The sequence below is a fragment of the Achromobacter sp. SLBN-14 genome (genome assembly GCF_006715415.1).
GTDB classification, from domain to species: Bacteria; Pseudomonadota; Gammaproteobacteria; order Burkholderiales; family Burkholderiaceae_B; genus Achromobacter; species Achromobacter mucicolens.
In genome coordinates this window covers 5,764,654-5,788,365 of sequence record NZ_VFNE01000001.1, presented here as the reverse complement: position 1 = coordinate 5,788,365, position 23,712 = coordinate 5,764,654, and the positions used below count along the sequence as shown (strand labels likewise).

The 23,712-nt window shown below is 68.9% G+C and carries 26 protein-coding genes; 7 read left to right on the top strand and 19 right to left on the bottom strand.

Features of this window, described 5'->3' with window-relative positions; all coding sequences use genetic code 11:
* Position 1 precedes the first annotated feature (1 nt).
* Together FBY20_RS26550 and imuA are read right to left on the bottom strand one after the other, a co-directional pair.
* Positions 2–1,471 carry a DNA polymerase Y family protein gene (locus FBY20_RS26550; protein WP_142055519.1) on the bottom strand — a complete coding sequence of 490 codons (1,470 nt, stop codon included), beginning with the start codon at positions 1,469–1,471 and terminating at the stop codon, positions 2–4.
* On the bottom strand, positions 1,401–2,105 hold the full coding sequence (gene imuA / locus FBY20_RS26545; RefSeq protein ID WP_056317163.1) for a translesion DNA synthesis-associated protein ImuA: 705 nt from the start codon (positions 2,103–2,105) through the stop codon (positions 1,401–1,403). The genes FBY20_RS26550 and imuA overlap by 71 nt, the downstream gene beginning before the upstream one ends.
* Positions 2,106–2,271: 166 nt before the next feature.
* Between imuA and ypfH the strand changes: the two genes are divergently transcribed.
* Both ypfH and FBY20_RS26535 read left to right on the top strand, forming a co-directional pair.
* On the top strand, positions 2,272–2,976 hold the full coding sequence (ypfH, locus tag FBY20_RS26540; protein ID WP_062841523.1) for an esterase: 705 nt from the start codon (positions 2,272–2,274) through the stop codon (positions 2,974–2,976).
* A complete protein-coding gene (locus tag FBY20_RS26535) occupies positions 2,976–3,758 on the top strand; it encodes an IclR family transcriptional regulator (protein WP_056317168.1) in 783 nt (260 codons plus the stop codon). Before ypfH ends, FBY20_RS26535 begins: the two co-directional genes overlap by 1 nt.
* A gap of 36 nt (positions 3,759–3,794) precedes the next feature.
* On the opposite strand, the gene FBY20_RS26530 is transcribed toward FBY20_RS26535, so the two are convergent.
* From FBY20_RS26530 to queE, 11 genes are all read right to left on the bottom strand, one after another.
* Positions 3,795–4,589: an SDR family NAD(P)-dependent oxidoreductase gene (locus FBY20_RS26530; RefSeq protein ID WP_062841522.1), complete on the bottom strand. Its 795-nt coding sequence runs from the start codon at positions 4,587–4,589 to the stop codon at positions 3,795–3,797.
* Between the two features lies 1 nt (position 4,590).
* Complete coding sequence (locus tag FBY20_RS26525; RefSeq protein ID WP_142055517.1) at positions 4,591–5,568, bottom strand: tripartite tricarboxylate transporter substrate binding protein; 978 nt, start codon at positions 5,566–5,568, stop codon at positions 4,591–4,593.
* 60 nt (positions 5,569–5,628) lie between these two features.
* Positions 5,629–7,353 (bottom strand): thiamine pyrophosphate-binding protein, encoded by a 1,725-nt coding sequence (locus FBY20_RS26520; RefSeq protein WP_142055515.1) that lies wholly within the window; start codon positions 7,351–7,353, stop codon positions 5,629–5,631.
* A gap of 13 nt (positions 7,354–7,366) precedes the next feature.
* Entirely contained in the window at positions 7,367–8,200 is an 834-nt protein-coding gene (locus FBY20_RS26515; RefSeq protein WP_056317177.1) for a hypothetical protein, read from the bottom strand.
* Positions 8,201–8,358: 158 nt separating this feature from the next.
* Positions 8,359–9,780 (bottom strand): efflux transporter outer membrane subunit, encoded by a 1,422-nt coding sequence (locus FBY20_RS26510; protein WP_142055513.1) that lies wholly within the window; start codon positions 9,778–9,780, stop codon positions 8,359–8,361.
* A 66-nt stretch (positions 9,781–9,846) separates the two neighbouring features.
* Positions 9,847–10,761: an HlyD family secretion protein gene (locus FBY20_RS26505; RefSeq protein ID WP_062841517.1), complete on the bottom strand. Its 915-nt coding sequence runs from the start codon at positions 10,759–10,761 to the stop codon at positions 9,847–9,849.
* 2 nt (positions 10,762–10,763) lie between these two features.
* Positions 10,764–10,976, bottom strand: a complete 213-nt coding sequence (locus FBY20_RS26500) for a DUF1656 domain-containing protein (RefSeq protein ID WP_025140452.1) — start codon at positions 10,974–10,976, stop codon at positions 10,764–10,766.
* Positions 10,973–13,024 (bottom strand): FUSC family protein, encoded by a 2,052-nt coding sequence (locus FBY20_RS26495; RefSeq protein ID WP_056317186.1) that lies wholly within the window; start codon positions 13,022–13,024, stop codon positions 10,973–10,975. Before FBY20_RS26495 ends, FBY20_RS26500 begins: the two co-directional genes overlap by 4 nt.
* Positions 13,021–13,494, bottom strand: a complete 474-nt coding sequence (locus FBY20_RS26490; RefSeq protein ID WP_056317190.1) for a MarR family winged helix-turn-helix transcriptional regulator — start codon at positions 13,492–13,494, stop codon at positions 13,021–13,023. The genes FBY20_RS26495 and FBY20_RS26490 overlap by 4 nt, the downstream gene beginning before the upstream one ends.
* Before the next feature lie 142 nt (positions 13,495–13,636).
* Entirely contained in the window at positions 13,637–14,080 is a 444-nt protein-coding gene (gene queD, locus FBY20_RS26485; protein WP_056317193.1) for a 6-carboxytetrahydropterin synthase QueD, read from the bottom strand.
* Between the two features lie 28 nt (positions 14,081–14,108).
* A complete protein-coding gene (gene queE / locus FBY20_RS26480) occupies positions 14,109–14,741 on the bottom strand; it encodes a 7-carboxy-7-deazaguanine synthase (protein WP_056317195.1) in 633 nt (210 codons plus the stop codon).
* A gap of 210 nt (positions 14,742–14,951) precedes the next feature.
* Between queE and arfB the strand changes: the two genes are divergently transcribed.
* The 4 genes from arfB to FBY20_RS26460 all read left to right on the top strand — a co-directional run bounded on the left by arfB (position 14,952) and on the right by FBY20_RS26460 (position 17,593).
* Positions 14,952–15,368: an alternative ribosome rescue aminoacyl-tRNA hydrolase ArfB gene (arfB, locus tag FBY20_RS26475; RefSeq protein ID WP_056317197.1), complete on the top strand. Its 417-nt coding sequence runs from the start codon at positions 14,952–14,954 to the stop codon at positions 15,366–15,368.
* An 8-nt stretch (positions 15,369–15,376) separates the two neighbouring features.
* Positions 15,377–16,069: a DUF2238 domain-containing protein gene (locus FBY20_RS26470; RefSeq protein WP_142055511.1), complete on the top strand. Its 693-nt coding sequence runs from the start codon at positions 15,377–15,379 to the stop codon at positions 16,067–16,069.
* Positions 16,070–16,138: 69 nt separating this feature from the next.
* Positions 16,139–16,486: a helix-turn-helix transcriptional regulator gene (locus FBY20_RS26465; RefSeq protein ID WP_142055509.1), complete on the top strand. Its 348-nt coding sequence runs from the start codon at positions 16,139–16,141 to the stop codon at positions 16,484–16,486.
* A gap of 51 nt (positions 16,487–16,537) precedes the next feature.
* The gene (locus FBY20_RS26460) at positions 16,538–17,593 is read left to right on the top strand and encodes an alkene reductase (RefSeq protein ID WP_142055507.1); all 1,056 of its coding nucleotides are present in this window, start codon (positions 16,538–16,540) and stop codon (positions 17,591–17,593) included.
* A gap of 3 nt (positions 17,594–17,596) precedes the next feature.
* On the opposite strand, the gene FBY20_RS26455 is transcribed toward FBY20_RS26460, so the two are convergent.
* Positions 17,597–18,433 (bottom strand): CPBP family intramembrane glutamic endopeptidase, encoded by an 837-nt coding sequence (locus FBY20_RS26455; RefSeq protein WP_255452510.1) that lies wholly within the window; start codon positions 18,431–18,433, stop codon positions 17,597–17,599.
* A 162-nt stretch (positions 18,434–18,595) separates the two neighbouring features.
* On the opposite strand from FBY20_RS26455, the gene FBY20_RS26450 reads away from it, so the two are divergent.
* Positions 18,596–18,970 carry an MAPEG family protein gene (locus FBY20_RS26450; protein WP_142055504.1) on the top strand — a complete coding sequence of 125 codons (375 nt, stop codon included), beginning with the start codon at positions 18,596–18,598 and terminating at the stop codon, positions 18,968–18,970.
* Between the two features lie 60 nt (positions 18,971–19,030).
* Here FBY20_RS26450 and FBY20_RS26445 read toward each other — a convergent pair whose 3' ends face one another.
* From FBY20_RS26445 to FBY20_RS26425, 5 genes are all read right to left on the bottom strand, one after another.
* A complete protein-coding gene (locus FBY20_RS26445; protein ID WP_142055502.1) occupies positions 19,031–19,465 on the bottom strand; it encodes a carboxypeptidase-like regulatory domain-containing protein in 435 nt (144 codons plus the stop codon).
* Between the two features lie 128 nt (positions 19,466–19,593).
* Positions 19,594–20,391 carry an NRDE family protein gene (locus FBY20_RS26440; protein WP_142055500.1) on the bottom strand — a complete coding sequence of 266 codons (798 nt, stop codon included), beginning with the start codon at positions 20,389–20,391 and terminating at the stop codon, positions 19,594–19,596.
* A 3-nt stretch (positions 20,392–20,394) separates the two neighbouring features.
* The gene (locus tag FBY20_RS26435) at positions 20,395–22,374 is read right to left on the bottom strand and encodes an FUSC family protein (protein WP_255452508.1); all 1,980 of its coding nucleotides are present in this window, start codon (positions 22,372–22,374) and stop codon (positions 20,395–20,397) included.
* A gap of 20 nt (positions 22,375–22,394) precedes the next feature.
* Positions 22,395–22,877 carry a YbaK/prolyl-tRNA synthetase associated domain-containing protein gene (locus tag FBY20_RS26430; RefSeq protein ID WP_056317222.1) on the bottom strand — a complete coding sequence of 161 codons (483 nt, stop codon included), beginning with the start codon at positions 22,875–22,877 and terminating at the stop codon, positions 22,395–22,397.
* Between the two features lie 63 nt (positions 22,878–22,940).
* Entirely contained in the window at positions 22,941–23,666 is a 726-nt protein-coding gene (locus tag FBY20_RS26425; protein WP_142055498.1) for a response regulator transcription factor, read from the bottom strand.
* Positions 23,667–23,712: the final 46 nt, after the last annotated feature.

Sequence of the window (23,712 nt, the reverse complement as noted above, 5' to 3'; positions counted from 1 at the left end):
GTCAGGCGTACAGGCCGTGCAGGAACCAGCGCGCGTCCTCGGCGTCGCGCTCGCGGTAGATCCAGTAGCGCGCGCCGGCCGCGTCTTCGGCGACGAAGTAATCGCGCACGGTCAGGGCCGGGTCCCACCACCCGCTTTCGATGCGTTCGGGGCCGCGCATCAGCCGCAGCGCCTGGCCGCCGTAGTGGGGGCGATGGCCGGACAGCTTCAGGGGCTGCGGGGTTTCCAGCAGCCAGAACGGCCGGTCGAGCAGCGGGGGCAGGGGGGCGGGACGTTCGGGCGCGGCCAGCGCGTCGGTCCATGCGTTGGCGGCTTCGGGACGGTGATCGGGGGTGGGCCGGGCATGGCGCACCCGGTCGCGGCCCAGCCGCGCCACCAGCAGGTCCAGGAGCCGCGCGTGGTCGGCGGCGGTGCCGCCCGGCTCGGGGAACAGGGTGGTGCTGGCGGCGGGTTGCTCGACGGTGTCGGGCGCGTGCAGCGCCACCGCGATGACGGGGGCCTCCAGCGTGAAGTGGTTCAGTTTTTCGCGCAGCAGATGCAGAAGCTGCGAGGCCTGCCAGATGGGCTGGGCCAGCGCGACCTCCAGTTCGGTCGGCGGGCGGGCGTGGCGGCCGCGTTCGTGATCCATGCTGAGCACCACGCGCCGCACGGCCAGTTGCCGGGCGGTCAGCCAGCCGCCCAGCTGCTCGGCCAGGCGTCCCGCCACCGCCAGCACGGCGTCGGTGTGTTCCACATAGTCCATGAGCTCGATCCGCCGCGAAAACTGGTTGGGCGGTTCGAGCCAGCGGTAGAGTTCGGGCGTCTGGCCGTAGGCGGCGTCCAGCGCTTGCAGCAGATCGGGCGCGCTGCGCCGCTGCAGGCCCGCGCGGGGCAGGGCGCGCAGGTGCGCCAGCGTGTGGCAGCCGATGTCGTCCAGCCAGTTGCGGCGGCCTTGCGCCTGAGGCAGCAACGACAGGGGCAGGGCATCGAGCCGCCGCGCCAGGGTGGGCAGCTTGAGCGTGCGGCGGGGCACGCCCCGGCCGGCGCGCCGCGCCAGCAGCCAGGCGCCCGTGGCCGTGGGCGCCATGCCCAGCGACACCCGCAGATCCAGCGCGCGCAGCGTGGCGGCCACCCGCCGGCTCAGCGCCCGCGGTCCGCGAAAGAACATCAGGCTGGCGCCCACATTCAGCAGCACGGTGTCGCCGTCGGCCAGCGCGATTTCGGGGGTGTACTGCAAGAGGGCCAGCGCCGCGCCCTGCAAGACGTCGGCTTCGGCCTGCGCCTGGCGGGGCAGCAGTTCCACGCCGGGCGCGATGGCCGCCGCGCCCGCGCGGCGCATGCCGGGCGTCACGCCGGCCTGGCGGGCGGCGGGCGTCAGGGCGGCCACACGTTCCTGGTCCAGAACGGCGAACGCCTGCTGTTCATGCGGCCAGTGCGGGCGTATGGCGTCCAGCGGCAGGCAGCGCAGGTATGCGGCGATCCAGAGGCGCATGGCGGGGAGAAGAGGGGGTAAGGGCGCCGGGCTCCAGGCCCACGTACAGCGGGGTGTCGCAGACAGGCCCCCGGCGCTTCAGTATGTGTACGGACAGGCCGCCCGGCGCGGGCGCGAGCGCCAGCCGCAAGGCGGCGGGCGTGGCGCTTTGGGCGGCGCGGGACGGGCGCACGGCGATGAACAGCAGGTCGCTGGCCTGGGCGGCCAGGTGCAGACGGCGCAGGGATTCCGGGCGCACGTGGGGCAGCCAGCAGATCAGCGCGCCACAACTGGCGTTCTTCAGGATCTGTTCGCTGGCCCACAGCGCATCCACCGGTTTTTCCGGCGCCACCCACAGCAGTTGCCGGGGATCCAGCCGCCAGCTCATCCAGCTGGCGATGTGCGGAACATGGGGAGGCTGCACCAGGGCAATGGGCCGCCGGGTTTCCAGTTGGGCCAGCGCGGGACGCAGCAGGCGGATTTCTCCGATGCCGGGATGGGGCGTGAGCAGTTCGACGAGCGATCCCAGCGGCCAGCCGTTATCCGGCAGTTCGGCCGATAGCGCCGCATGCCCGGTTGGCAGGGTGCGTGCGGCGCCTTTGGCCAACTGCGTGGCGCGCCACAACGCGGGATGGATACGTTCGGGGGACTGCATGGCAAAAGCGCCCGGGGTTCAATACCTGGATAAATATACAGTATTGTACAGGGCTTTGCGCCGGCAGGACGTATCGAAAAGTGGCCGGGACGGCCAGGCGCGGCGCATTTTACAATCCCGCAATCGGGGCGCATTCCACGGTCCCAGCCCAGCACGGAGCAGTTTCATGGCGTCTTCCAGTTCTATCGAATTCCTTCCCGATCCGGGCGTCGACGTGCGCCAGCTCTTCATCCTGCTGCACGGCGTGGGCGGATCGCCCGCCAACCTGGAGCCCCTGGCCCAGGCGGTACGCGCGGCCTTTCCGAGCGCGGCGGTGCTGATCCCCGAAGGCTTCGAGCCTTTCGATGGCGGGGGCGCCGGCCGGCAGTGGTTCTCGGTGCGCGGCGTTACCGACGACAACCGCGTCGACCGCGTGGCCCAGGCCCTGCCGCGCCTGGAAGCCTACGTGCACGATGCGCAGGCCCGTTTCGGCCTGCTGCAGTCCGACACCGCGCTGGCCGGCTTTTCGCAGGGCGCCATCATGGCGCTGGAGCTGGTGCAGGCCCACGACGGCATGGCCGGACGCGTGATTGCGTTTTCGGGCCGCTACGCGCAACTGCCCAAAAGCGCCCCGCAGTACACCACCATCCATCTGCTGCACGGCGCCGACGATCCGGTCATGAGCGTGTCGCAGGCCCAGGCAGCCCAGGCCCGCCTGGCCGAACTGCACGGCGATTCCACCATCGACATCGCCACCCACGTCGGCCACGAACTGCATCCCGCCCTGATCCAGCGCGCCATCGTGCGCCTGCAGACCTGCGTGCCGCTGCGCAGTTGGGAAGCGGCGCTGGGGCTGAACCAGACGCCGCCGGACGGGACGACGGTGCATTGATGGCGCCCCGCGCGAGCGACGCCGTCGGCGGCGCGCAAAGCATTTTCCGCGTGCTGCGCATCCTCAAGTACGTCGGGGCGGCCCCGGCGCGTGGCGTGGGCCTGACGGACGTGGTGCGCGATGTCGGCCTGACGCCGCCCACCGCGCACCGCATGCTCACGGCGCTGCTGCAGGAAGGCTTCCTGTCGCTCAATCCGCGCCTGAAGACCTACAGCCTTGGCCGCGAGTCCTACATCCTGGGGCTGGCGGCCGAAAGCCGGCACGGCATCAAGGCCATCGCCGAATCGGCCGTGCTGAGGCTGGCGCAATCCACGGGCGACACCAGCTTCCTGTCGGTGCGCTCCGGGCACGAAGCGGTCTGTGTGGACCGCAAGACGGGCGACTTTCCCATCAAGATCCTGACGCTGGAAGTCGGCCACCGCCGCCCGTTGGGCGTTGGCGCGGGCAGCCTGGCCTTGCTGGCGTTCCTGCCCAATGACGATATCGAACGCGTGCTGGCGCGCTACGACGCCAGCGCGGCGCCCGACCTGCCATCGACCGACATGCTGCGCGAGGACATCGCCGCCGCGCGCCGGAACGGCTACGCGTTGAACCCGGGCCGCATCATTCCGGACATGCTGGGCGTGGGGGTGCCGGTGCTTGACCGCGAACAGCACGTGGTGGCGGCGCTGAGCGTGGCGGCCATCCGTTCGCGCCTGTCCGGCGCACGCCTGGCCGACGTGGTGGCCGCGCTGCAGCGCGCGGCGGCGGAATTGTCGGCGGACCTGGCCCCGCGCGTCTGATCGCGTCCCGGCCAGTCCGGTCCCGCCGGCTTTGCGCTAGCGTCCCGCGCAGGCCTTGCCGCCATCGACCGGCAGGCACACGCCGGTGATGTACTTGGCCTCGTCGCTTGCCAGAAACAGCGCGGCATGGGCCACGTCCCAGGCGTCGCCCATCCGCCCCATGGGGCTGGCGGCATTGCGCCGCCGCCGCATTTCCTCGACGTCATCGAACTGGCCCGCGATCTGTTTGTAGATCAACGGGGTGTCGATGACGCCGGGCAGCACCGCATTCACGCGGATATTGTCCGGCGCGTAACGCACGGCCAATGACCGCGTCAGGTGGTTCAACCCGGCCTTGGCGGCGTAGTAAGAGGTGTACGGATAGGAATTCACCTGGATCGAGGCCAGCGACGAGATGTTGACGATGCTGCCCGCGCCCTGCGCCAGCATGGCGGGCAGCACATGCTTGCAGGTCAGGAACACGCCGGTCAGGTTGGTGTCCAGCACGCGATGCCAGCTCTCTTCGGTGGCCTCGATGGGGTCGCCCATTTCCGTGATGCCCACGTTGTTGTGCAGCACGTCGATGCGCCCGGCAGCCGCCAGCACGGCGGCGACCGCCGCCTGGATCTGCCCGGAATCGGTCACGTCGGCGGTCAATGCCTGGCAGCGGCCGCCTTCGGCTTCGATGATGCCGCAGGTTTCGCGGGCGGCCTCCGGCCGCAGGTCCACGGCAAATACCCACGCGCCTTCGCGTGCGTATAGGGCCGCCGCGGCCTTGCCATTGCCCCATCCCGGCCCGGACGAGCCCGCGCCAAACACCAGCGCCACCTTGTCTTTCAGCCGCTGACCCATGTCATTCCGCCGAGATGTGCGCAAAGTCGGCGACCTTCTTCCACTTGGCCACGTCGCCCTGGATCATCGCGGCAAATTCCTCGGGCTTGTCGGCGACCACATACGCGCCCACGCCCGCGTACTTGGCCTGCACGTCCTTGTCCGCCAGCGCCTTGCGGGATGCGTCGTTCAGCTTGGCCAGCACGTCCTTGGGCAGGCCCGCGGGCGCCAGCAGGCCATTCCACATTTCCGCGTCGTAGTCCGGCAGACCCACTTCCGCGAACGTGGGCACGTCCGGCAACTGCGGCAGGCGGGATTTGGCGGCCACCACGATCGGGCGCAGGTTGCCCGACTGGATGTGCGCCATCGATGACGCGGCCGTATCCCACAGGATGGGCACCTGGCCGGCGATGACGTCATTGAGCGCGGGACCGGTGCCGCGATAGGGCACGTGCATCATGTCCAGGCCCGACAGCGACTTGTAATACTCCATCGCCATGTGGGTGGCGCCGCCGTTGCCGGACGAGGCGTACGAATACTTGCCCGGGGCGCCCTTGATCAGGGCGGTGAACGACGCATAGTCCTTGGCCGGGAAGTTCTTGTTCACGACGATCACGCCAGGCACGCGGATGATCTGCGTGACCGGCGTGAAGTCCTTCACCGCGTCGTAGGGCAGGTTCTTGTACACGGCAGGGTTGGTGCCGTTGGTGCTGGACGTGCCCAGCAGCAGCGTGTAGCCGTCCGGGGCGGCCGAGGCCACGGCGCGGCTGCCCACGGTGCCGCCCGCGCCGCCGCGGTTCTCCACCACAACCGGCTGGCCGATCTGCTTGGCCAGCGCTTCGGCAAAGATGCGTCCGACCACGTCCGAGGTGCCGCCCGGCGGGAAGGGCACGATCAGGCGGATGGGACGGTCGGGGTAGGTGGCCTGTGCCGCGGCGGCGCCCGCCACCGACAGGGTTGCAGCGGCGGCCGCCAGCTTGATCCAGGTTCTGCGCTTCATGAGGTTTGTCTCCTTGCTTGATATTGTTTTGTGTGTCGAACCGGGCGATGCGCACCGCCCTCAGGCGATGCGGTCGCCCGGCTTGATCTTGGCCGCCCGGCTGTCCACGCCCGGCAGCATGTGCGCGGGGTCGCGCGTGACCACCACGTCAAGAATGGTGGGACGGTCCTTGCAGGCGTAGGCCTGCGCCAGCGCGGCGGGCAATTCCGCGGGATCCTCGACGCGGATGCCATTGCAGCCCAGCGCACGCGCCACGTTGGCGTAGTTCGTGTCCACCAGATCCGACGACTGGTAGTTGCCCGCGCCGTACATCAGGTGCTGCAACGCCTTGATGTAACCCGACGCGGCGTTATTGACCACCACGAGCGTGAAGGCGAGCTTCATGCGCACCGCGGTTTCCAGTTCGCCCAGCGACATATTGCAGCCGCCGTCGCCGGTCAGGCTGACCACCTGGCGGCCGGGGGCCGCCGCGGCCGCGCCGATCGCGCCGGGGATGCCGTAGCCGATGGACGCAAAGCCGCGGTCGGGCACAAAGCCGCGGCCGGCGCGCTTGGTGTCGAACAGCAACCCGCCCCAATGCGCGGCGAAGCCGCCGTCGGCCACCAGGATGCCGTCCTCGGGCAGCGAGGCATTGATCTCATGCATCAGCCGCGCCATGCCGACGGGGCGGTCGCTGGATGTCAGCTTTGCGTTGACCGATTCGCGCCACGCGTGCATGGCCTGGCCCACCTCGTCCACGTAGTCCTGGCGGGCATGCGCGCCGTGGGCGGCCAGGCGCGCGTCCAGGTCTTCCAGCGTGGCACGCACGTCGCCCCACAGGCGTAGGGCGGGCGTGGTGGTGCGGTCGAATTCCTCGGCCACGATATCCAGATGGATGATCGGCGCGCCCGCGGCCAGCAGGTCGTAGCGGCGGGTTGCCACTTCGCCCAGTTTGCAGCCGACGACAAAGAGGCAGTCGGATTTGGCGATCAGGTCATTGGCAATGCGGCTGTAGCGGCCGAAAAGCCCCGCGTTCAGCGGATCGCTGCAGGCGATCGCGCCCTTGCCGCTCATGGTGTGGGCCACGGGAATGCCGAATTTGCGTGCGAAGGCCTGGACGGTATCGGCGGCATCGCTGATGTGCACGCCGCCGCCGCACAGCATCAGCGGGCGGGAGGCGCCCGCGAGCATGCTTGCCGCTTGCGCCACGTCGTCGGCCGACGGACGGCAGCGCAGCGCGGGCGAGCGCCGGTAGTTGGGGCTGGAATAAAAGTCGTCGGCGTCGAAGGCATGGACGGCGTGCGCGATGTCTTCGGGTACGTCCAGCACCACGGGGCCCGGGCGGCCGCTGGTGGCCACGGCAAACGCGCGCCGCACCAGCTCGGGAATGCGTTCGATCATCTCCACGCGCAGCACGTCTTTCACGACCGGGCGCAGCACCTCCAACTGCCGGGCCTCCTGGGTCATGTTCTTCCACGAGTGCATCCGGTGCGAGTCGCCGACCAGCGCGACCAGCGCCGTGCCCGCGTTGTAGGCTTCGGCCAGGCCGGTCACCAGGTTGGTCGCGCCGGGGCCCAGGGTCGCGTCGCACACGCCCGGACGGCCGCTGACCTTGGTGTAGGCGTCGGCCGCGAACACCGCGCAGCGCTCGTCGTTGATCAGGTTGTGATTCAGGTTCAGGCGGCGCGCGGCGTCGTAGAACGGCAGGAGCTGGAAGCCGCCCATGCCGAACATCAGGCCGACCTCGTGCGCGGCAAACATGCGGGCGAGGGCTTCGCCTCCGGTGATTTCCAGTTTTTCCGACATGCGGGTAAGGCTCCTAGTGGGTGTCGCGCCCGGCAAGCAGGGCGTCGATAAAGGTTTTGAGCGGTGTGCCGACGCGGCAGCCCAGGTCGCGGGCGCGGGCGTTGGCCGAAGAGATGGTCCCTTCCTCGTAGCAGGAACGGGCGTCGCCGATGCAGGCGGTGTGCGCCGAGACGGTCAATGCGGCGATGCCGCGCTGCTGCAGCAGGGGCAGGCGTCCTATGCCGGCGCTGTCCTTGCCCATGCCCGCGTCGTTGAAGGTGACCAGGCGCGGGGAGGCCCGGACGCCATCGGACTGCAGGCCGGCCAGCCGTTCTCCGTGAGAGGCGGTGACGGCGATGAGGCCGTCGTCCTGCGCGTCCACAAGCGACACGGAATCGGCGCCCACCACCAGCGGGGCGCCGTCCGGGCCGGCCTTGATGACGATGCGGGATTCCTTGATGGCGGTGGGGCGGCTGGCGTTGGGCTGGGCGTGCGCGAGCCGCGCAGCGGCTTCGGAGACGGTCATGCCTGGCTCGCAGCCCAGGTCCTGGGCAAGCGCGTTCACAAAGCTGATGACGCCGTGGCGCGCCATGTCTGCGCCATCGCCGATGCGGCAGCTGCGGTAGCTGGCGGTGGCGGCGGGCACGCCCCAACGTTGCAGGTCGTCCAGGCCCGCAATGCCGGCGCGCTGCCAGCCCACGCCGGCGTCGTTCAGCACGACGGCACGCACCTCGCCCCGTGCCGCGCAATAGGCGGCATAGCTGCCGCCGTGCGACCCGGCGATCACGACGCGCCCGGCGTCCTCCTGCGTCAGCTTGGTGATGCTGTCCAGCACCCGCGCATCCCGGATATTTTCCGGATGTTCCATATTATGAATTGTCCCCGTCCTACAGCGCTGGCTCCGTCGGGTCGGGGCTGCGCTGTCGAATCGTTTGATGTTGTTATCGCGTTCGGGACGATTCTAGGGGCGCGGGTTTTATGGAATCAATGCGATCCCCATAATATGGAATTGATTTTGCGGCCGGTTTACTGCTCCCAGCCTCCGCCCAGCGCCAGAAACACCGCGATCTGGTCGCTGGAGAGTTCCGCCTGCGAGGCCGCCAGCGCGCTTTCATTGCTGGCCAGCGTGCGCTCGGCGTCCAGCACGGTCAGGTAGTCCGTCTTGCCGTACTGGAACAGGCGCCGCGCCTGCGAGGCCGCTTCCGCACTCTGGTCGCGGGCCGCGCGCAGGGCGGTGTCGCGGTCCAGTTGGCGGGCGTAGACGACCAGCGCGCTTTCGGTTTCGCGCAAGGCATTGAGCACGGTCGCGTCAAAGCGGGCGGCGGCGGCCTTGGTGTTGGCTTGGGCCTCGGCGATGCGCGCTTGCGCGGCGCCCGTGTTGGGCACCGTCCAGGAGATCAGCGGACCCACGCTCCAGCTGAAGGTGCCGCGGTCGCCAAACATGGCGGCCGGACCGCCCGACGCGGCGGACAGGCCCAGCGTGATCTTGGGATAAAGGTCGGCCGTGGCGACCCCGATACGGGCCGTGGAGGCGGCCAGGGTGCGTTCCGCCTGGCGGATGTCGCGACGGCGGCGCAGCAGCTGCGCGCCATCGCCCACCGGGATGGTTTCGGTCAGCTTGGGCGCGCTGGCGCATTGCAGCAGCGTGGGCGAGATCTCGCCGGGCGTCTGGCCGGTCAGCGCCGCCAGGCGATACAGGGCCGTGCGCTGCTGGGCCTGGAACGGCGGCAGGTTGGCCTGCAATTGTTCAAGCTGGCTGCGCGCCCGCGTGACGTCCAGCGTGGTGCCCCGGCCGGCACGCTGCAGGCGGCTGACGGCGTCGACCGATTCGCGCTGCACCTGCACGGAATGCTGCGCCGAGGCCAGCTGCATGCCCGCCGCGCACAGGTTGGCGTAGGCGCGCGCGGTCTCTGCCGCGACCGTGACGCGGGTGGCGTCGTACGCGGCCTGCGCGGCCTGCGCGTCGTCAGTAGAGGCTTCGACTGCGCGGCGGATCTGGCCGAACAGGTCCAGTTGATACGACACGCTGGCGCCGGTGGAGTAGGACCAGCGGTTGGGCGGATCGATGCCGGGCTGAAGCTCCTGCAAACCGGAGACGTGGCCGAAGGTGGGCGAGGCATTCACGCCGATCGTCGGCTGCTGCTGGGCCTTCGTTTCCTGCACCGCGGCCTGGGCGCGTTCAAGGTTGGCGCTGGCCACGCGCAAGTCGGTGTTTGCGGCCAGGGCTTTTTCCACCAGGCCGTCCAGCACCGGGTCGTTGTACAGACGCCACCAGTGGCCAGGGACCGCCTCTTGCCGGTACACGTCTTCCTGCGCTTGTACGAAGGACGATTGCGCGCTCGGCCGCTGGGACACGGCCTCGCGCGGCACCTGGTAGTCGGGGCCCACGGCGGCGCATCCGGCCAGCGCGAGGGCCAGCGTCAGCGGAAGGAGGAGTCTGGTTTTCATGGCACGTACGGCTTGGCGTCGATAAGGGATTCAAGGGTTCCGGAATGAGGGTCGGTGCGGGCCGCGTCAGGAAGCGTGAGGCGCGGCGGCTGCGGCCTGGGCCGGGCGGTCATCGACCGACACGGTGGCGGTCTGGCCGGCGACCAGCCGCACGCCCTCGGGCACGTCGTCGATCTTCACGCGCACCGGAATGCGCTGCGCGAGGCGGACCCAATTGAAGGTCGGGTTCACGTTGGGAAGCAGGTTCGCGCCGGTGCTGCGGTCGCGGTCCGCGATGCCCATGGCAATGCTTTCCACATGGCCGCGAATGTGGCGCGATTCGCCCATCAGCGTCACGGTGACGGGGTCGCCTTCGTGGATGCCGGGCAGCTTGGTTTCCTCGAAGTAGCCTTCGACGTAGAACGACCCGGCGTCCACCAGCGCCATCACGCCGTGGCCGGCCGTGGCGTACGAACCGGCGCGCAGGTCCAGGTTGGTGATGCGGCCATCGCTGGCAGCCACGACGCGGCTGCGCGCGAGGTTCAGGCGGGCAGTGTTCAGTTGCACCTGCGCCTGGGCGAGGGCGGCTTCGGTCTGCTGCACCTTGGTCTGGCTTTGTTCGACGGCTTCGGCCGCAACCAGCTGGCCCAGCGAGCGGTTGCGCTTGGCATCGCGCAGCGCCTGATCGTGTGCAACCTGCTGCGAACGAACGGAGGCCTGGGCTTGGTCATACGCCAACTGGAAGCGGGCGCGGTCGATCTCGAACAGCAGGTCGCCGGCCTTCACGTCCTGGTTGTCGTGCACGGGCACGCTTGTCACCAGGCCGGACACGTCGGGCGCCACCTGCACCACGTAGGCCTTGACTCGGCCATCGCGCGTCCAGGGCTCGACTTCATAGTGATCCCAAAGCTGCCAGCCGGCGTAAGCGGCGGCGGCGACGACAACAGCCGTCACTGCGAACTTGCCGATAGCAGCAGGGCGAAGGGCATTGGGGAGTTTCATACCTATCTCTGAAGAAAATAAGGGGAAATGAGGGAGACGCCGTACAGCAGCACCACGAAGAGCGCCAGGTCAAAGAGCGCGGGGTGCCACACCAGGCGATACAGCCCGGCGCGGGCCAGCACGCGCCGCACCGCCCAGGCCACGCCCAGGGTGACGACGCCCAGCACGAGCAGCCAGGGGAAGTAAATGCCGTAGAGATTGAATTCGCCGATCATGATGCGTGGCCCTCCAGCGTGGGATGGGCGGGTTTAAAGTCGGGCGCGTCGGGAAAGAAGGCGCGACGGATGCCGACCAGCGCCACCACGGCACGGTCGCGCGCGTGGGGCCCCTGCGGCGTGGCAGCCACGCTGCATAGCGCGCGGTCGATCTGCGCCAGGAACTCGGTCGTCTTGTCCTGCGTGCGTCCCGACGAACGCAGCCGGAAGAACTGCGCCAGGCTGTCGAGCACCGGCTGGATCGTGGATTCGGCCATCGGCAGATGGCGGCGGGCCCGCTGCAGTTCGGTGATGTCGCGGCCCACGCGCAAGTCTTTCAGCGCATCGGCGGCCACCAGGTCGTCGGGCCGCTTGGCCAGCGCCAGGCGCGGCTGCAACAGGCCGATGCGGTCCAGCATGCGGGCGGCATAGGTGTGGCGCGACGGCGCGCGGGGCGCGCTGGCCAGCGTCGCCAGCTCTTTCCAGTTGGCGGCCTGAATGCGGCGCGCGCTCCAGTCGGCGCTGACCGTGCGGAAGATGGCGGCGATGATTGCGGCGGTGGCCACGCCGATGCACTGCGCGACCTGCGTGTCGATGAAGGACACGACGTCGGCCGTGTTGGTGTCTTGCAGCGCCATGGTGCCCAGAAATCCGAACAGCATGGCCATGGCCTTGCCGGTGCTGGCCGGGCGGGCAATGAAGACGCCCAGCACGAACGCGGTCGGCAGCATGGACAGCGCCAGCATCTCGAAGGAATGAATGGCCGGCATGATGCCCAGCAGATACAGCGCCGACAGTGGAATCGAATACACCGTGTAGGTCAGGAACTGCATGATGCCGGGCACGGGATTGTCCTGCGAGGCGAAAAAGCAGCTGAAGATCGCGGCCATCAGCGCGGCGGTGGCGCCGTTGCTCCATGCCGTGCCGATCCAGAAAAGGCAGCACACCGAAATGGCCAGGCCGGCGGCCAGCGCCGACAGCAGGGCCATCCCGTGGTCGCGATGCAGCGCCGCATTGGGATCGCGGGCCGTGCGCGGGGTGCGCACCGGCGCGCCCTGCAAGCCCGCGCGGATGTCGCGGCGCAGGGCCAGGCATTCGTCATAGGTGTCGATCAGCTCGCGCAGGCGGGTCATCAGGCTGGCCAGCAGCGCGTCGCGCCAGGTCGAGCGGCTGTCGATCCCGGGCGTCAGCCGGGTGACGGCGGCGCGCAGCTGGACGGCGGTTTCGTGCGAGGCCTGCGCGCCGGCATTGATCCATTCCGAAATATCGGCCAGCAGCGCCTGCACCGGTTCGGGCAGCGTCTGGCCGTTTGCCTGCAAGGCACGCATGCGGTCTTCGACGGCGGACACGGCCGGCGTCAACGCCGCGATCTGGTCCTGCATGGCGCGCACGGCGCCCGCGGTCCAGCGCAGGTTGCTGGTGTCAAAGGGAACGTGGGTGGACAAGAGGCGCAACTGCGTGATGTCGTTGGCCAGCACGCGGCGGTCCTTGTCGCGCTGTTCGGCGGTCTTGCCGCTCAGCGTGTCGTGCATCCAGTTGCGCGCATCGCGCACGGCCTTGTCCAGTTGCAGCGTCAGCGCGGGCGCCAGGCCGCGCGGCAGGACGATGCTGTGGATCAGCGTGGCGCACACGATGCCCAGGCTGATTTCCTCGACGCGGGCGAGCGCCGTGTCAAAGACCAGGGACGGGTCGGTGACGCTGGGAAAGCCGATCATGGCGGCGGTGTAGCCGGCCAGCATGAACAGATAGGACCGCGGCGTGCGGTCCAGCACCGACATGTACAGGCAGGCGCCCACCCACAGCACCATCGCGCCGGTCATGACGACGGGCGAGTTCGACAGGCGCGGCACCATGTAGACGGTGGCCGCCGACCCGGCGAAGGTGCCGATCAGGCGGTACAGGGCCTTGGAACGCACCGCGCCGGACCACGGCTGGGCCACGACATAGGCGGTGGTCATCGCCCAGAACGGACGCGGCAAACCAATGCTGTAAGCCAGATAGAGCGCCATGATGGCGCTCAGGTAGCTCTTGAGCGAGAAGAGGGTTTCGCGGACGTTCGGCAGTTTCATGGCCGCGCGTCCTCTTGCGCGCCGGCGCCGCTGCGGCCCAGCGACACCTTCAGGGCGTCGAAAACGCGCAGGCAAGCTTCCAGATCCGATTCGCTGACACCGTGGAAGACGCGGCGGCGCAGTTCGACCAGCACGTCTTCGACCTGCGCGCGCAGCGCATGGCCGGCGTCGGTCAGATGCAGGGTGCGTGCGCGGCGGTCGTGGGGATCTTCGCGGCGTTCCATCAGGCCGGCGGCCACCAGCTGGTCCAGCACGCGCACGAGAGAGGGGCCTTCAACGCCCAAAGCTTCGGCCAGCGCGCCTTGGCGAACACCGTCGCCAAGTCGGCCGGCCAGGATGACGGGCCACGCGGTTGCCTGGGAGAGTCCGTAGTCGGCAAGCGCCTTGTCGGCAGCGCCGCGATAGGCGCGCGACAGCACCATCAGGTTGGCGGTGGTGGCCATGAGCTGGGAGTCGGAAGGAGTAAGCATGAAATCGATTGTATCCTATCTATTAGCTTACTAATGATTGAAAATGGCGACTATCTCGATAGATTTTCTCAATTGGGAAAATAGCCGGGCGGTTTTCCGTGGGTGGAAAACTGGGGGTGGCACCCGTCCACCCCCTCAGGGATCAACCGTTGCAGTCGGCCCAGCAGTTCGGCGTTTCGTACAGACGCACGCGCGTCAGGCGCAGTTCGGCGCCGTAGTGGCCGTGGTAGTGCGGCGCCAGCGTTTCAAACACGATGGTGGCCAGGTTTTCGGCGGTGGGGATGCGGTCCAGCACAACGGTCTTGTGACCGGGCAGCGTGTCCAGGAAGCCGCGCACGGCGGTGTCGCCTTCGAAGACCAGGAACGCGTGGTCCCAGACGTCCACGATGTGGGTCTTGGCGATGTGCTTGATCTCGGAGAAGTCCATGACCATACCGTTGTCGGACTCGCCGGGCGCCTGCACCACGTCGCCCGTCAGGGTGATTTCCAGCACATAGCGGTGGCCGTGCAGGTTGCGGCACTGGCTGCGGTGGTCGGGAATGCGGTGGCCGGCGTCGAACTCGAGCCTGCGGGTCACGGAAATCATCGTGCGCTCCGCGAGGCGTGGGGGTAAATCATGGAATGCCTATGTATTTGTGGGTTTGCAGGCTGAGCCGCCATTGCGGATGCTGCATACAGTACTGGACGGCCTGCTCGGTGTTGGCTGCGCGCGCCGGACCGTCCATGGGTTGCAGGAAAAAGTGTTCGAAATCGAGGTGCGCGAAAGCGTCGGGCAGGGCGTTCAGTTGCGGGTAGACCAGCTTGAGCTCGTTGCCGCGTTCGACCACGACCGGGGCCGTGCCCTTGGGGCTGACGCAGATCCAGTCCACGCCGGCCGGCGGCTTGATCGTGCCGTTGGTTTCGATGGCGACGGTGAACCCGCGGGCGTGGATGGCGTCCAGCAGCGGCGTGTCCAGTTGAAGCAGCGGTTCGCCGCCCGTGAAGACCACGTAGCGGTTGTCGGCGCCGGGGCCCCAGGCCGCGGCAATGGCGTCGGCCAGCAGATCCGCCGTGGCGAACTTGCCGCCGCCGTCGCCGTCGGTGCCGATGAAGTCGGTGTCGCAGAAGGTGCAGGCGGCGCTGGCGCGGTCGCTTTCGCGGCCGGACCACAGATTACAGCCCGCGAACCGGCAGAATACCGCCGCGCGGCCTGCATGGGCGCCTTCGCCTTGCAAGGTCTTGAAGATTTCTTTGGCGGAGTAAGTCATGGGGGATGCGGGCGGCTGGCCGCCCCAAATTCGAGCAAAAGCGCATCATTTTACTTGGCGCGGCCGATATCCGCCGAAAGACCCTGCGCCACGCGGGTTCGCTGCCGGCGGCAGGCGGGTGCGCCGCGCCCGGAAAATCGCGGGATCCGCAGGCGCGCCGTTCTCCGTGCCTGCTGCGCGAAGCCTGCCGGCCCTGTAGACTTGCCGCCTATGTTTCACGTCCAAGACTCGCTATTCATCGACGAGCGCGACCTGACCTTCACCATGATCCGCGCCCAGGGCGCCGGCGGGCAGAACGTCAACAAGGTCTCCAGCGCCGTCCACCTGCGCTTCGATGTGCGCGCTTCCCGCCTGCCGCTCGAGGTGCAGGATGCCGTGTGCGCGCTGAACGACCACCGCATCTCCAAGGAAGGCGTGATCGTCATCAAATCGCAGTCGTTCCGCAGCCAGGAAAAGAACCGCGCCGAGGCCATCGAGCGCCTGGTGGGCTTGGTGCGGTCGGCCATCCGGGTGGACAAGCCGCGCCGCGCCACCAAGCCGACGCGCGCCTCGCAGCGCCGGCGCGTGCAGCGCAAGGTGCTGCACGGCGAGGTCAAGCGGATGCGCGGCCGGGTGCAGGGCGAATAGAGGCCGCCATGATCGACGCGCGCCGCCGTTACCTCGTCTCCCTGGCTGGCGTGTTTGCCGTCATCTGGACGTTGCTGGCCATCGACCCGCACGACCGCTCGGCCTGGGCGCTGGAAAATGCGCTGGTGCTGGGCCTGGGCATCGTGCTTTTTGCCACGCGGCACGCGTTCGTGTTCTCGCGCGTGTCGTACACGCTGATCTTCCTGTTCCTGTGCCTGCATACGATCGGGGCGCACTATACGTATTCCCTGGTCCCGTATGACGAGTGGTGGCGTGCCTTGACCGGGCGTACGCTCAACAGCCTCTTGGGCTGGGAGCGCAACAACTTCGACCGCGTCGTGCATTTCTCGTACGGCCTGCTGCTGGCCTACCCGATCCGCGAGATCTTTCTGCGCGTGGCCGAGGTGCGCGGGTTCTGGGCGTACTTCCTGCCGATGGACGTCACGCTGTCGACCTCGGCGCTCTACGAACTGATCGAGTGGGGCGCTGCCGAGTTCTTTGGCGGCGACCTGGGCGCGGCGTACCTGGGCACGCAGGGCGATATCTGGGACGCGCAGAAAGACATGGCGCTGGCGGCGCTGGGCGCGGTCATCGCCATGGCCGTGACGGCGCTGATCAACTGGCGCGCGCGGCGCGATGTCGCCCGCGACTGGGCGGACAGCCTGAAGCCCGAACGACGGCGGATAGCCGAAAATCCTTGAAGTCCATAGGGGCATGACGATATATCGGTTAAACCCGATATATGATTCGATAAATTGCGATATACCAATATGACCGCAACTTCCGCACACACTGAGCAGGACGCCACGCAACCGGCGATTGACGCAGATGCCATCCTCAAGGCGCTCGCCAATCCGGTCCGCCGCGACATCCTGACCTGGCTGAAGACGCCGCACGCCCATTTCGAGGAGCGCCCGGGCCATACCTTTGAACATGGGGTGTGCGCGGGCCATATCGATGATCGCTGCGGACTGTCCCAGTCGACGGTGTCGTCGCATCTGGCCGTGCTGCAGCGCGCCGGCCTGATTTCGGCGACCAAGGTGGGGCAGTGGGTCTTTTTTCGTCGCAATGAACCCGTGATTGCCGCGTTTCTGCGGCAGTTGAACCAGGATATGTAGCCCGTCTGCCATACCCGCAAGCGCCCCATTGCCGGGACGAAAGGATGTTTCATGAACCCGTTGTTTGAACCGCTGAAAGTCGGCGACCTGACGCTGCGCAACCGCATCGTGATGGCGCCGCTGACCCGTCAGCGCGCCAGCGCCGGCCGCGTGCCGAATGACCTGATGGTCGAGTACTACACCCAGCGCGCCGGGGCCGGCATGATCCTCACGGAAGCCACCGCGGTCACGCCGCAGGGCGTCGGCTACGCGGATACGCCGGGGCTGTGGTCGCCCGAACAGGTCAAGGGCTGGCGCAAGGTGACGTCCGCGGTGCACGACAAGGGCAGCGTGATCGTCGCGCAGCTCTGGCACGTGGGGCGCATTTCCGACCCGATGTTCCTGGACGGCGAACTGCCGGTCGCACCCAGCGCCATTGCGGCCAAGGGCCATGTCAGCCATGTCCGTCCCAAGCGCGCCTACGTGACGCCGCGCGCCCTGGAAACCGCTGAGATCCCCGGCGTGGTCGAGGCTTACCGCCACGGCGCGCAGATGGCGATGGAAGCCGGTTTCGACGGCGTCGAAGTGCATGCCGCCAACGGCTACCTGCTGGACCAGTTCCTGCAGGACAGCACCAACCATCGCACCGACCAGTACGGCGGCTCCATTGAAAACCGCGCGCGCCTGCTGCTTGAAGTGGTCGACGCCTGCGTGGCGGTCTGGGGCGCGGGCCGCGTCGGCGTGCATCTGTCGCCGCGCGCGGACGCCCACGACATGGGCGATTCGGATCTGCCCGGCCTGTTCGGCTATGTGGCGCGTGAACTGGGCAAGCGCGGCATCGCCTTCCTGTGTGCCCGTGAACACGAAGGTCCGGACAGCCTGGCGCCGATGATGAAAGCCGAGTTCGGCGGCGTATTCATCGCCAACGAAGGCTACACGCGCGAAACCGCCGAGGCCGCCGTGGCAGCCGGCCGTGCCGATGCCGTGGCGTTTGGCGTGCCGTACATCGCCACGCCTGATCTGGCCGAGCGTCTGCAGCAAAATGCGCCGCTCAACACGCCGAACCCGGCCACGTTCTACGCCTCGGGCCCGGAAGGCTATACCGACTACCCGGCAATGGCGGCCTGATGTTCAAAGCGCGGCGCGCATCGGATAGGTAAACCATCCGAAGTGCGCCGCGTTCAGCCCCAGATGCGCCAGCACGGCGGCGGCCAGGCCGCCGTAGCGGTAGGCCACGCCGTATCCCACCCCCGCCAGCGCCGCCAGCAGCATCCACTGCCACCCGCCGGCGTAGTGCGCCAGCCCGAACAGCGCGGCCGCCACGGCCAGCGCCGCCCAGGCGCCCCACGGATGATGGCGCCACCATTGCGTCAGACGCTCCTGCACATATCCTCGAAACAACGCCTCTTCGGCCAGCGTGACGAGCAGGGCGTTGTTCAGCAGCCAGATCCAGCCGGACGCGGGCCACTTGGGCGCCCATCCCGCCACCCCCAACGCCAGCGCCAAGCCCAGGCAGGCCGTCACTGCACCCGCGCACGCCAGCAACGCCGCCTGCAAGGTCAGCCGCGCATGCGCCGCGGCCATCGGCGGGGCCAACACCAGCACCACCCAGAACCCCACGAGCGGCTTGTCCATATTCAGGTACATGCCGAACGGCACCGCGTCTGGCGTGAGCGGCGCGGGCGCAATGACGCGCAGGTTGTGAAAACCGGGCAACAGATGGGCAAAGAGCAGCACGGCCACGACCACGAAGAGCGCATGACCGGCCGCGCGCGATACCGGCCCCGCGCTGGCGCGCACCAGCGCGGCCGCTGCAAGCAGCAGTGCCGGCCCCGCCAGCGCCACGGGATCGACGACGCCGTCGGCCAATGCCCAGGCCCACGCCACCGCCAGGGGGGCTAGCGCCCAGCGGCGCGTGCCAGGCGGCCACAAGAGGGCGGCGGCCAGGAACAGGGCAAACCACGGCATGACGTGCGGCATCGGCGGGTGGGAGGCTATCGCGAAGGCCTGAGTGTACGCGCGGGCCCGCGCCGGCTTTGCCTTGCCGGTGATTTCAGGCGACCATGCGGCAGCGGCGGCACATGCCCCGCATATCAGGCGGACATGGCGCCGCCAGCAATGGAGTCAGGAATGAAGACAATCGCGTGGTTGATGCTGGCCGCGGCGCTGCTGCCGTTCGTGTGCACGATCATCGCCAAGGCAGGCGGCAAGAAGTTCGACAACAACGATCCGCGCGCGTGGCTGGCGCGGCAGGAAGGGTGGCGGGCGCGGGCCAATGCCGCGCAGGTCAACACATTCGAAGCGCTGCCGTTTTTCTACGCCGCGGTGTTGTTCGCGCTGTACAACCAGGCCCCGCCCGCGCACGTTGCCACGCTGATGGCGTGCTGGCTGGGCACGCGGCTGGGATACCTGGCAATGTACCTGGCGAACTGGGGCGCGCTGCGCTCGCTGGTCTGGGCGGCGGGCGTGGGGTTCGTGATCGCAATTCTGTTCTCGGGCGTCTGAGCCTGCGGCGCACGACCCAATGAGACTGGCCGCGGCGTTACGCGCCGCGGCTGCCCGGCATCACTTCCACTCGAACATGGCGCGCGCGGTACCCGTGCCTTGCACCGTGACCTCACGGTCCTGCGCCTGGCCGTCGTACGTGGCCGATATCTTGTAGCTGCCCGCAGGCAGCTTCACCAGCATGTAGGGGCCTTGCGACGTGGTCTGCAGCACGGCCTTGCCTTGGGCGTCCCGAATGGCGACGGTCACGTCGGCCACGTAATCGGCCTTGCCGCCGCGTTGGGCGGCAAAGGTCAGCGCCAGCGGATAGCTGCTGGACGCGGCCTTCATGGCTTCCGATTCGTCGATGCCGATGCCGCCGCTGACGTACTCCACCGTGCCCTGGTGCTGCACGGGCGGCATGCCTGCCTGGGCGGTGGACAGGACGCCTGCAATGGCCATGCTGCCCAGGGCCATGGCGGCGGCCATCGTGCAGCGTTCAAAACGTTTGTTCATGGAATTCTCCTGCAGGAAAACCGGCGGGGCCGCGCGTTGTGGCTGCCCCCGGCGGTAGCTTGCAACGATTCGACTTGACCGCGCAAGGCGAGTTCGCGTCCGTCCGCCTCGGAAATCAACCGTTTGTATCAGGCGCCGCGTGCGGAGACGCCGCCGGCCTGCCGCCAGCTAAACGTCAACTGGCTCACGCCGCTGACCGAGCCATCCGGCGCGAAGCGCCGTTCCTCCAGCTGCCCGGCGCCGTCGCCATGCAGCGCCATCACGCTGGAGCTGCGCGTGCCGTACGTCGGGCTGACGATGAACGGGCTGCTCAGCAGGCGTTCGCGGTCCGGCGGCAGGCCGGTGGCGGGCAGGTCTGCTTCGTCTGCCGGGCTGCGGTCGGCGAGCGCGGCGAACAGCGCGGGCAGGTCCGGCTGCGGCTGGTGGTGCAGCACGGCGGTGAACGCGGCCTTGGTTCGCGCCAGCTTGGGCCAAGGCGTGTCCAGCAGGTGATTGGACAGGGCATAGACGCCGGGGGCCAACGCGCGCGGCCCGCCGTCGCGGTTGCTCAGGTACCACGCCTGGCGGGCGTCGCCCACGATCAGGTTGAAGCCGTTATATGCCTGGTCCACGCCATGCACCGTTTCCAAATACGCCTGCGGCGTCATGGCGCCGCGCAGAAAGTCCTCGACCAGCGCGCCGCGCGACGGCGCGTCGTCCAGATGCCGGCCGGGCTCGCGAAAGTTGGTGACCAGCGCGTAGCGCCCCTCGGTCGTCGCGCCCATCCACGTGCCGCCCGCCTGGCCGTCGCGCCCGGCGTAGAGGTTCGGGGCGTCCGGCCATTGCGCGGCGGGCAGGGTGGGACGCGCGTGGAACTCGTCGCGGTTCGCGGCGATCAGGACGGGGATGCCGGGCAAGGAGTGCAGGGCCAGTACGGCAAGACACATGATTCAGACCTGATGAAGAGGGGAGGGATTGGCAGGGCGGCCGGGCGCGGCGGTGAAGTCGGGTCCGGCCAGCGTGGCGCGCAAGGCTTCGATCTGCGCGGCGACGTCCCGCAGCGCGGGCGCGGGCGTCGAGATCGCATCGCCAGGCACGGGCAGACCCTGTTCGACGGCGGCGGCAATGCGATCCAGGGCGGCGGCCAGTTGGGCGACCTCGGCGGCGGGCGGCGCGGCCTGGCCGTCGGGCAGCGACCAGGCCGTGTCCGAGATGGCGTTGGCCACGCGTTCCAGCGCCACTTCGACCGGCCACCAGGCCAGCGCGCGGCGGCTGACCAGCCGGGGCTCGGACAGCCCGCGCTGCAGGGCGATGCGCAGGTCCGACAGGCGCGAGTAGGCGCGGGCGCGCAGGTCGTGCCGCTTGTCGGGATCGGCCTGAAAGACCGTGTTCAGGTACGCCGCCAGCGTGAACGTGGCCGAGGACACGGCATGGTCCAGATTGCTGCGTTCGATCCGGATCCAGGGCAGATAGCCCACCAGCAATACGATGGCCGCCGCGACGCCCACGTCCACCAGCCGGGCCAGCGCAATGGCCCAGCTTCCCGGTTGCAGCGCGCCGATCAGCAGCATGAGGATGGGCAGCATGATGGCCGAAAACAACCCATAGTTGCGCCGAATCGACCACGGCAGCAGCGCGGCCAGCGCGGCAACCGTCAGCAGGCTGGCAAGGCCGCCCCGATCCAGCGCGAGGACGGTGGCGCTGATGCCGACGCCCACCACGCTGCCCGCGCAGCTTTGCAGGGCGCGCGCGAACACCGACCCGAAGTTGGGCTTGAACACCACCACGACGACGAGCGGCACCCAGTAGGACCGCGGCAGCGCGGCCGCCAGGGCGACAGCCTCGGCGGCAAGCAGGCACAGCCCCAGACGCACGAGATACCGCACCGTCGTCGGCCCGGGCCGGTACGTGCGGACCAGCACGCGCCAAGGCGTACGCGCGGGCGCGGGTTGCAGCGTCGCGAAGGCGTCGGGCTGCGCGGCGCGGGCGCCGTTCAGCAACAGTTGCACCTGCTCCAGCGCCTCGGCCAGCTGCGGCATGCCGGCCCGGCGCAGGGCGGCAATGTCGTCGCGCGCGTCCGGTTCGGCATCGTTTTCGACCCGATCGGCCACGTGGTTCATGACGCGGGCGCACTCGGGCGGCAATACCCGGCCGGCGCGCGCCAGCGTCAACGCGGCATTGGTGAGAGGCGTGCAGGCCTGCAACTGCGCGGCCAGGCGCGCCAGCCGCGGCGTCGGGCCGGCCGACCGGCCACGCGCGGCCAGCACGGTGTCATAGGCGGCGGTCATGGCCGCTTCCATGTCGCGGCGCGCGGCCATGACCCGGGAAGTGCCGATCGCCGCGAACATCGTCGCCAGCTTGCGGTAGGCCTGCGCCACCGCGGCCCGCTCCGGCGCGATGGGGTTCACCACCCACCCGGACAGCGTCAGCGCCAGGCCGAACAGCCCGCCCGCGCCGACCAGCACCGGCGGCATCCACGCGGGCAGCGTGGACGTCAAGCTGGAGCCGACGATGACGTAGGTGGCAAATTGCAGCGTGGCGACGGCGGCGATGTTGTTGAAGGTGCCGACCAGGCTGGCCGCCAGGACCAGCACCATCATGGCCGCGGAGGTCCACAGGCCGTGCCCGGCGATCAGGTTGCCCAGCAGGTAGCCCAAGGCGCCGCCGAGCACCGTGGACCCGATCGAAAGCGCACGGTTGCGGTAGGGGCCGCCGTTGTCGCCCGTGATGGCGGGCAGCGCGCCCAGCGCCACCAGCGCGGCCGCCGCGCCCTGGTCAAGCGCCATGCCCACCGCCGTCGGCAGGCCGATGGCCAGCGCGGCGCGCAGCATCACCCACGGATTCACCGGCGACGGCTCCATGTGCGCCAGGCTCATCAGCCAGCGCATGTTCGAGGCGTGCGCGAGGCGGCTTACGGATGGACGGGACAAGGTGGCCTCATGGGCGGCTGTCAGGCCTTGATGAGCGGCGCCTCTTCGGGCGCGGCCAGGCGGAAGTAGTCGTCGGTGTTCAGCAGGATGGACGCGTCCAGGCGACCCGCGTTGAACACGATTTCGGCGTGGCGTTCGCGCAGGCTGGGGTCCACCAGCAGCGTCAGGTCCGGATTGAAACTGAAGGGCGGAATCGCGCCGATCTCGCAGCCGGTCAATTCGCGCGCCAGGTCCTGAGACGCGAGCGAAGCCTTCTTGCCGCCGGCCGCCCGCGCAATGGCGTCCAGGTCGGCCTGCTTGTCCGCGGGAAAGACGGCCAGCACGTTCTTGCGCAGGTTGGAAGAGATCTTTACGCGGCAGACCAGCGCCTTGGCGCCCTGGCTGACCTCGGTACCGCGAATGGCGGCGACCTCGACGGAACGCCCGGCCGCGGCATGTTCAAGCAGGCGGTAACGGGCCTGGTTCTGGATGAGCAGGGCTTGCAGGCGTTCGAAGACTTCCATGGGACTCGGGGCAGAAGCGGCCGGGGGTCGGCCTTGTACGCGAAATCATACGCCCGCGGCGCGCTAGATTTCCCCGGTGAATGCGTAGCCCCAGCCCCACACGGTACGGATGGGCAATTCCACGTCCACGTCCTGAGCCTTGCGCCGCAGGCGGCTGACGACGACGTCCGTGCGGCGGACGGATTCGCGGCCGGAATGCGGATCGATGCCCGGCGGGTCGCCGCGCGGCATGCGCTTGTCGGGCGAGCCGGTCAGCTTGAGCAGGAAGTCGCGTTCGGCCTGGGTCAGTGCCAGGCGCGTGCCGTGGGGGCTGACGAGCGTCCAGGCCGCGTCCAGGAATTGCCACTTGCCGGTCGGTTCGGCGGGCGCCGCGGCCACGGCCGGGCGCGGTTCGGCCTCGGGGGCTCGGCGGCTGGCTGCGGTGGGCACGCGGCGCACAAGCGCCTGCAGGGCGGCCGCGATCTCGCCCGTGGCGACGTCGGGCGAAAAGCAGGCGTCGGCGCCGCAGTGCAGGCCCAGGATGCGGTTCTCGGGGGTGTCGAAGGCGGAAATGGCGACGATGCCGGCGGTGGTGTCCATGGCGCGCAGACCTGCGACGGCCATGCAGAGATCGGTAAATTCGGCTTGCATCACGAGCAGCGGGGTGCGGCGGGCCTGGAACAGGCGGAACAGTCCGTTGGAGTCTTCGCAAGGACGCGGCGAGAACCCCATTTCGGCCAGTTCGTCGCTGCGGCGCACGCGCTGGCCGGCGTCGGGAGCGAAGACGATCAGGTCTAATAGGTCATTCATGAATCGGTGTAAACATCATGCAGCTTGAGCACAGGCATGATGCAAC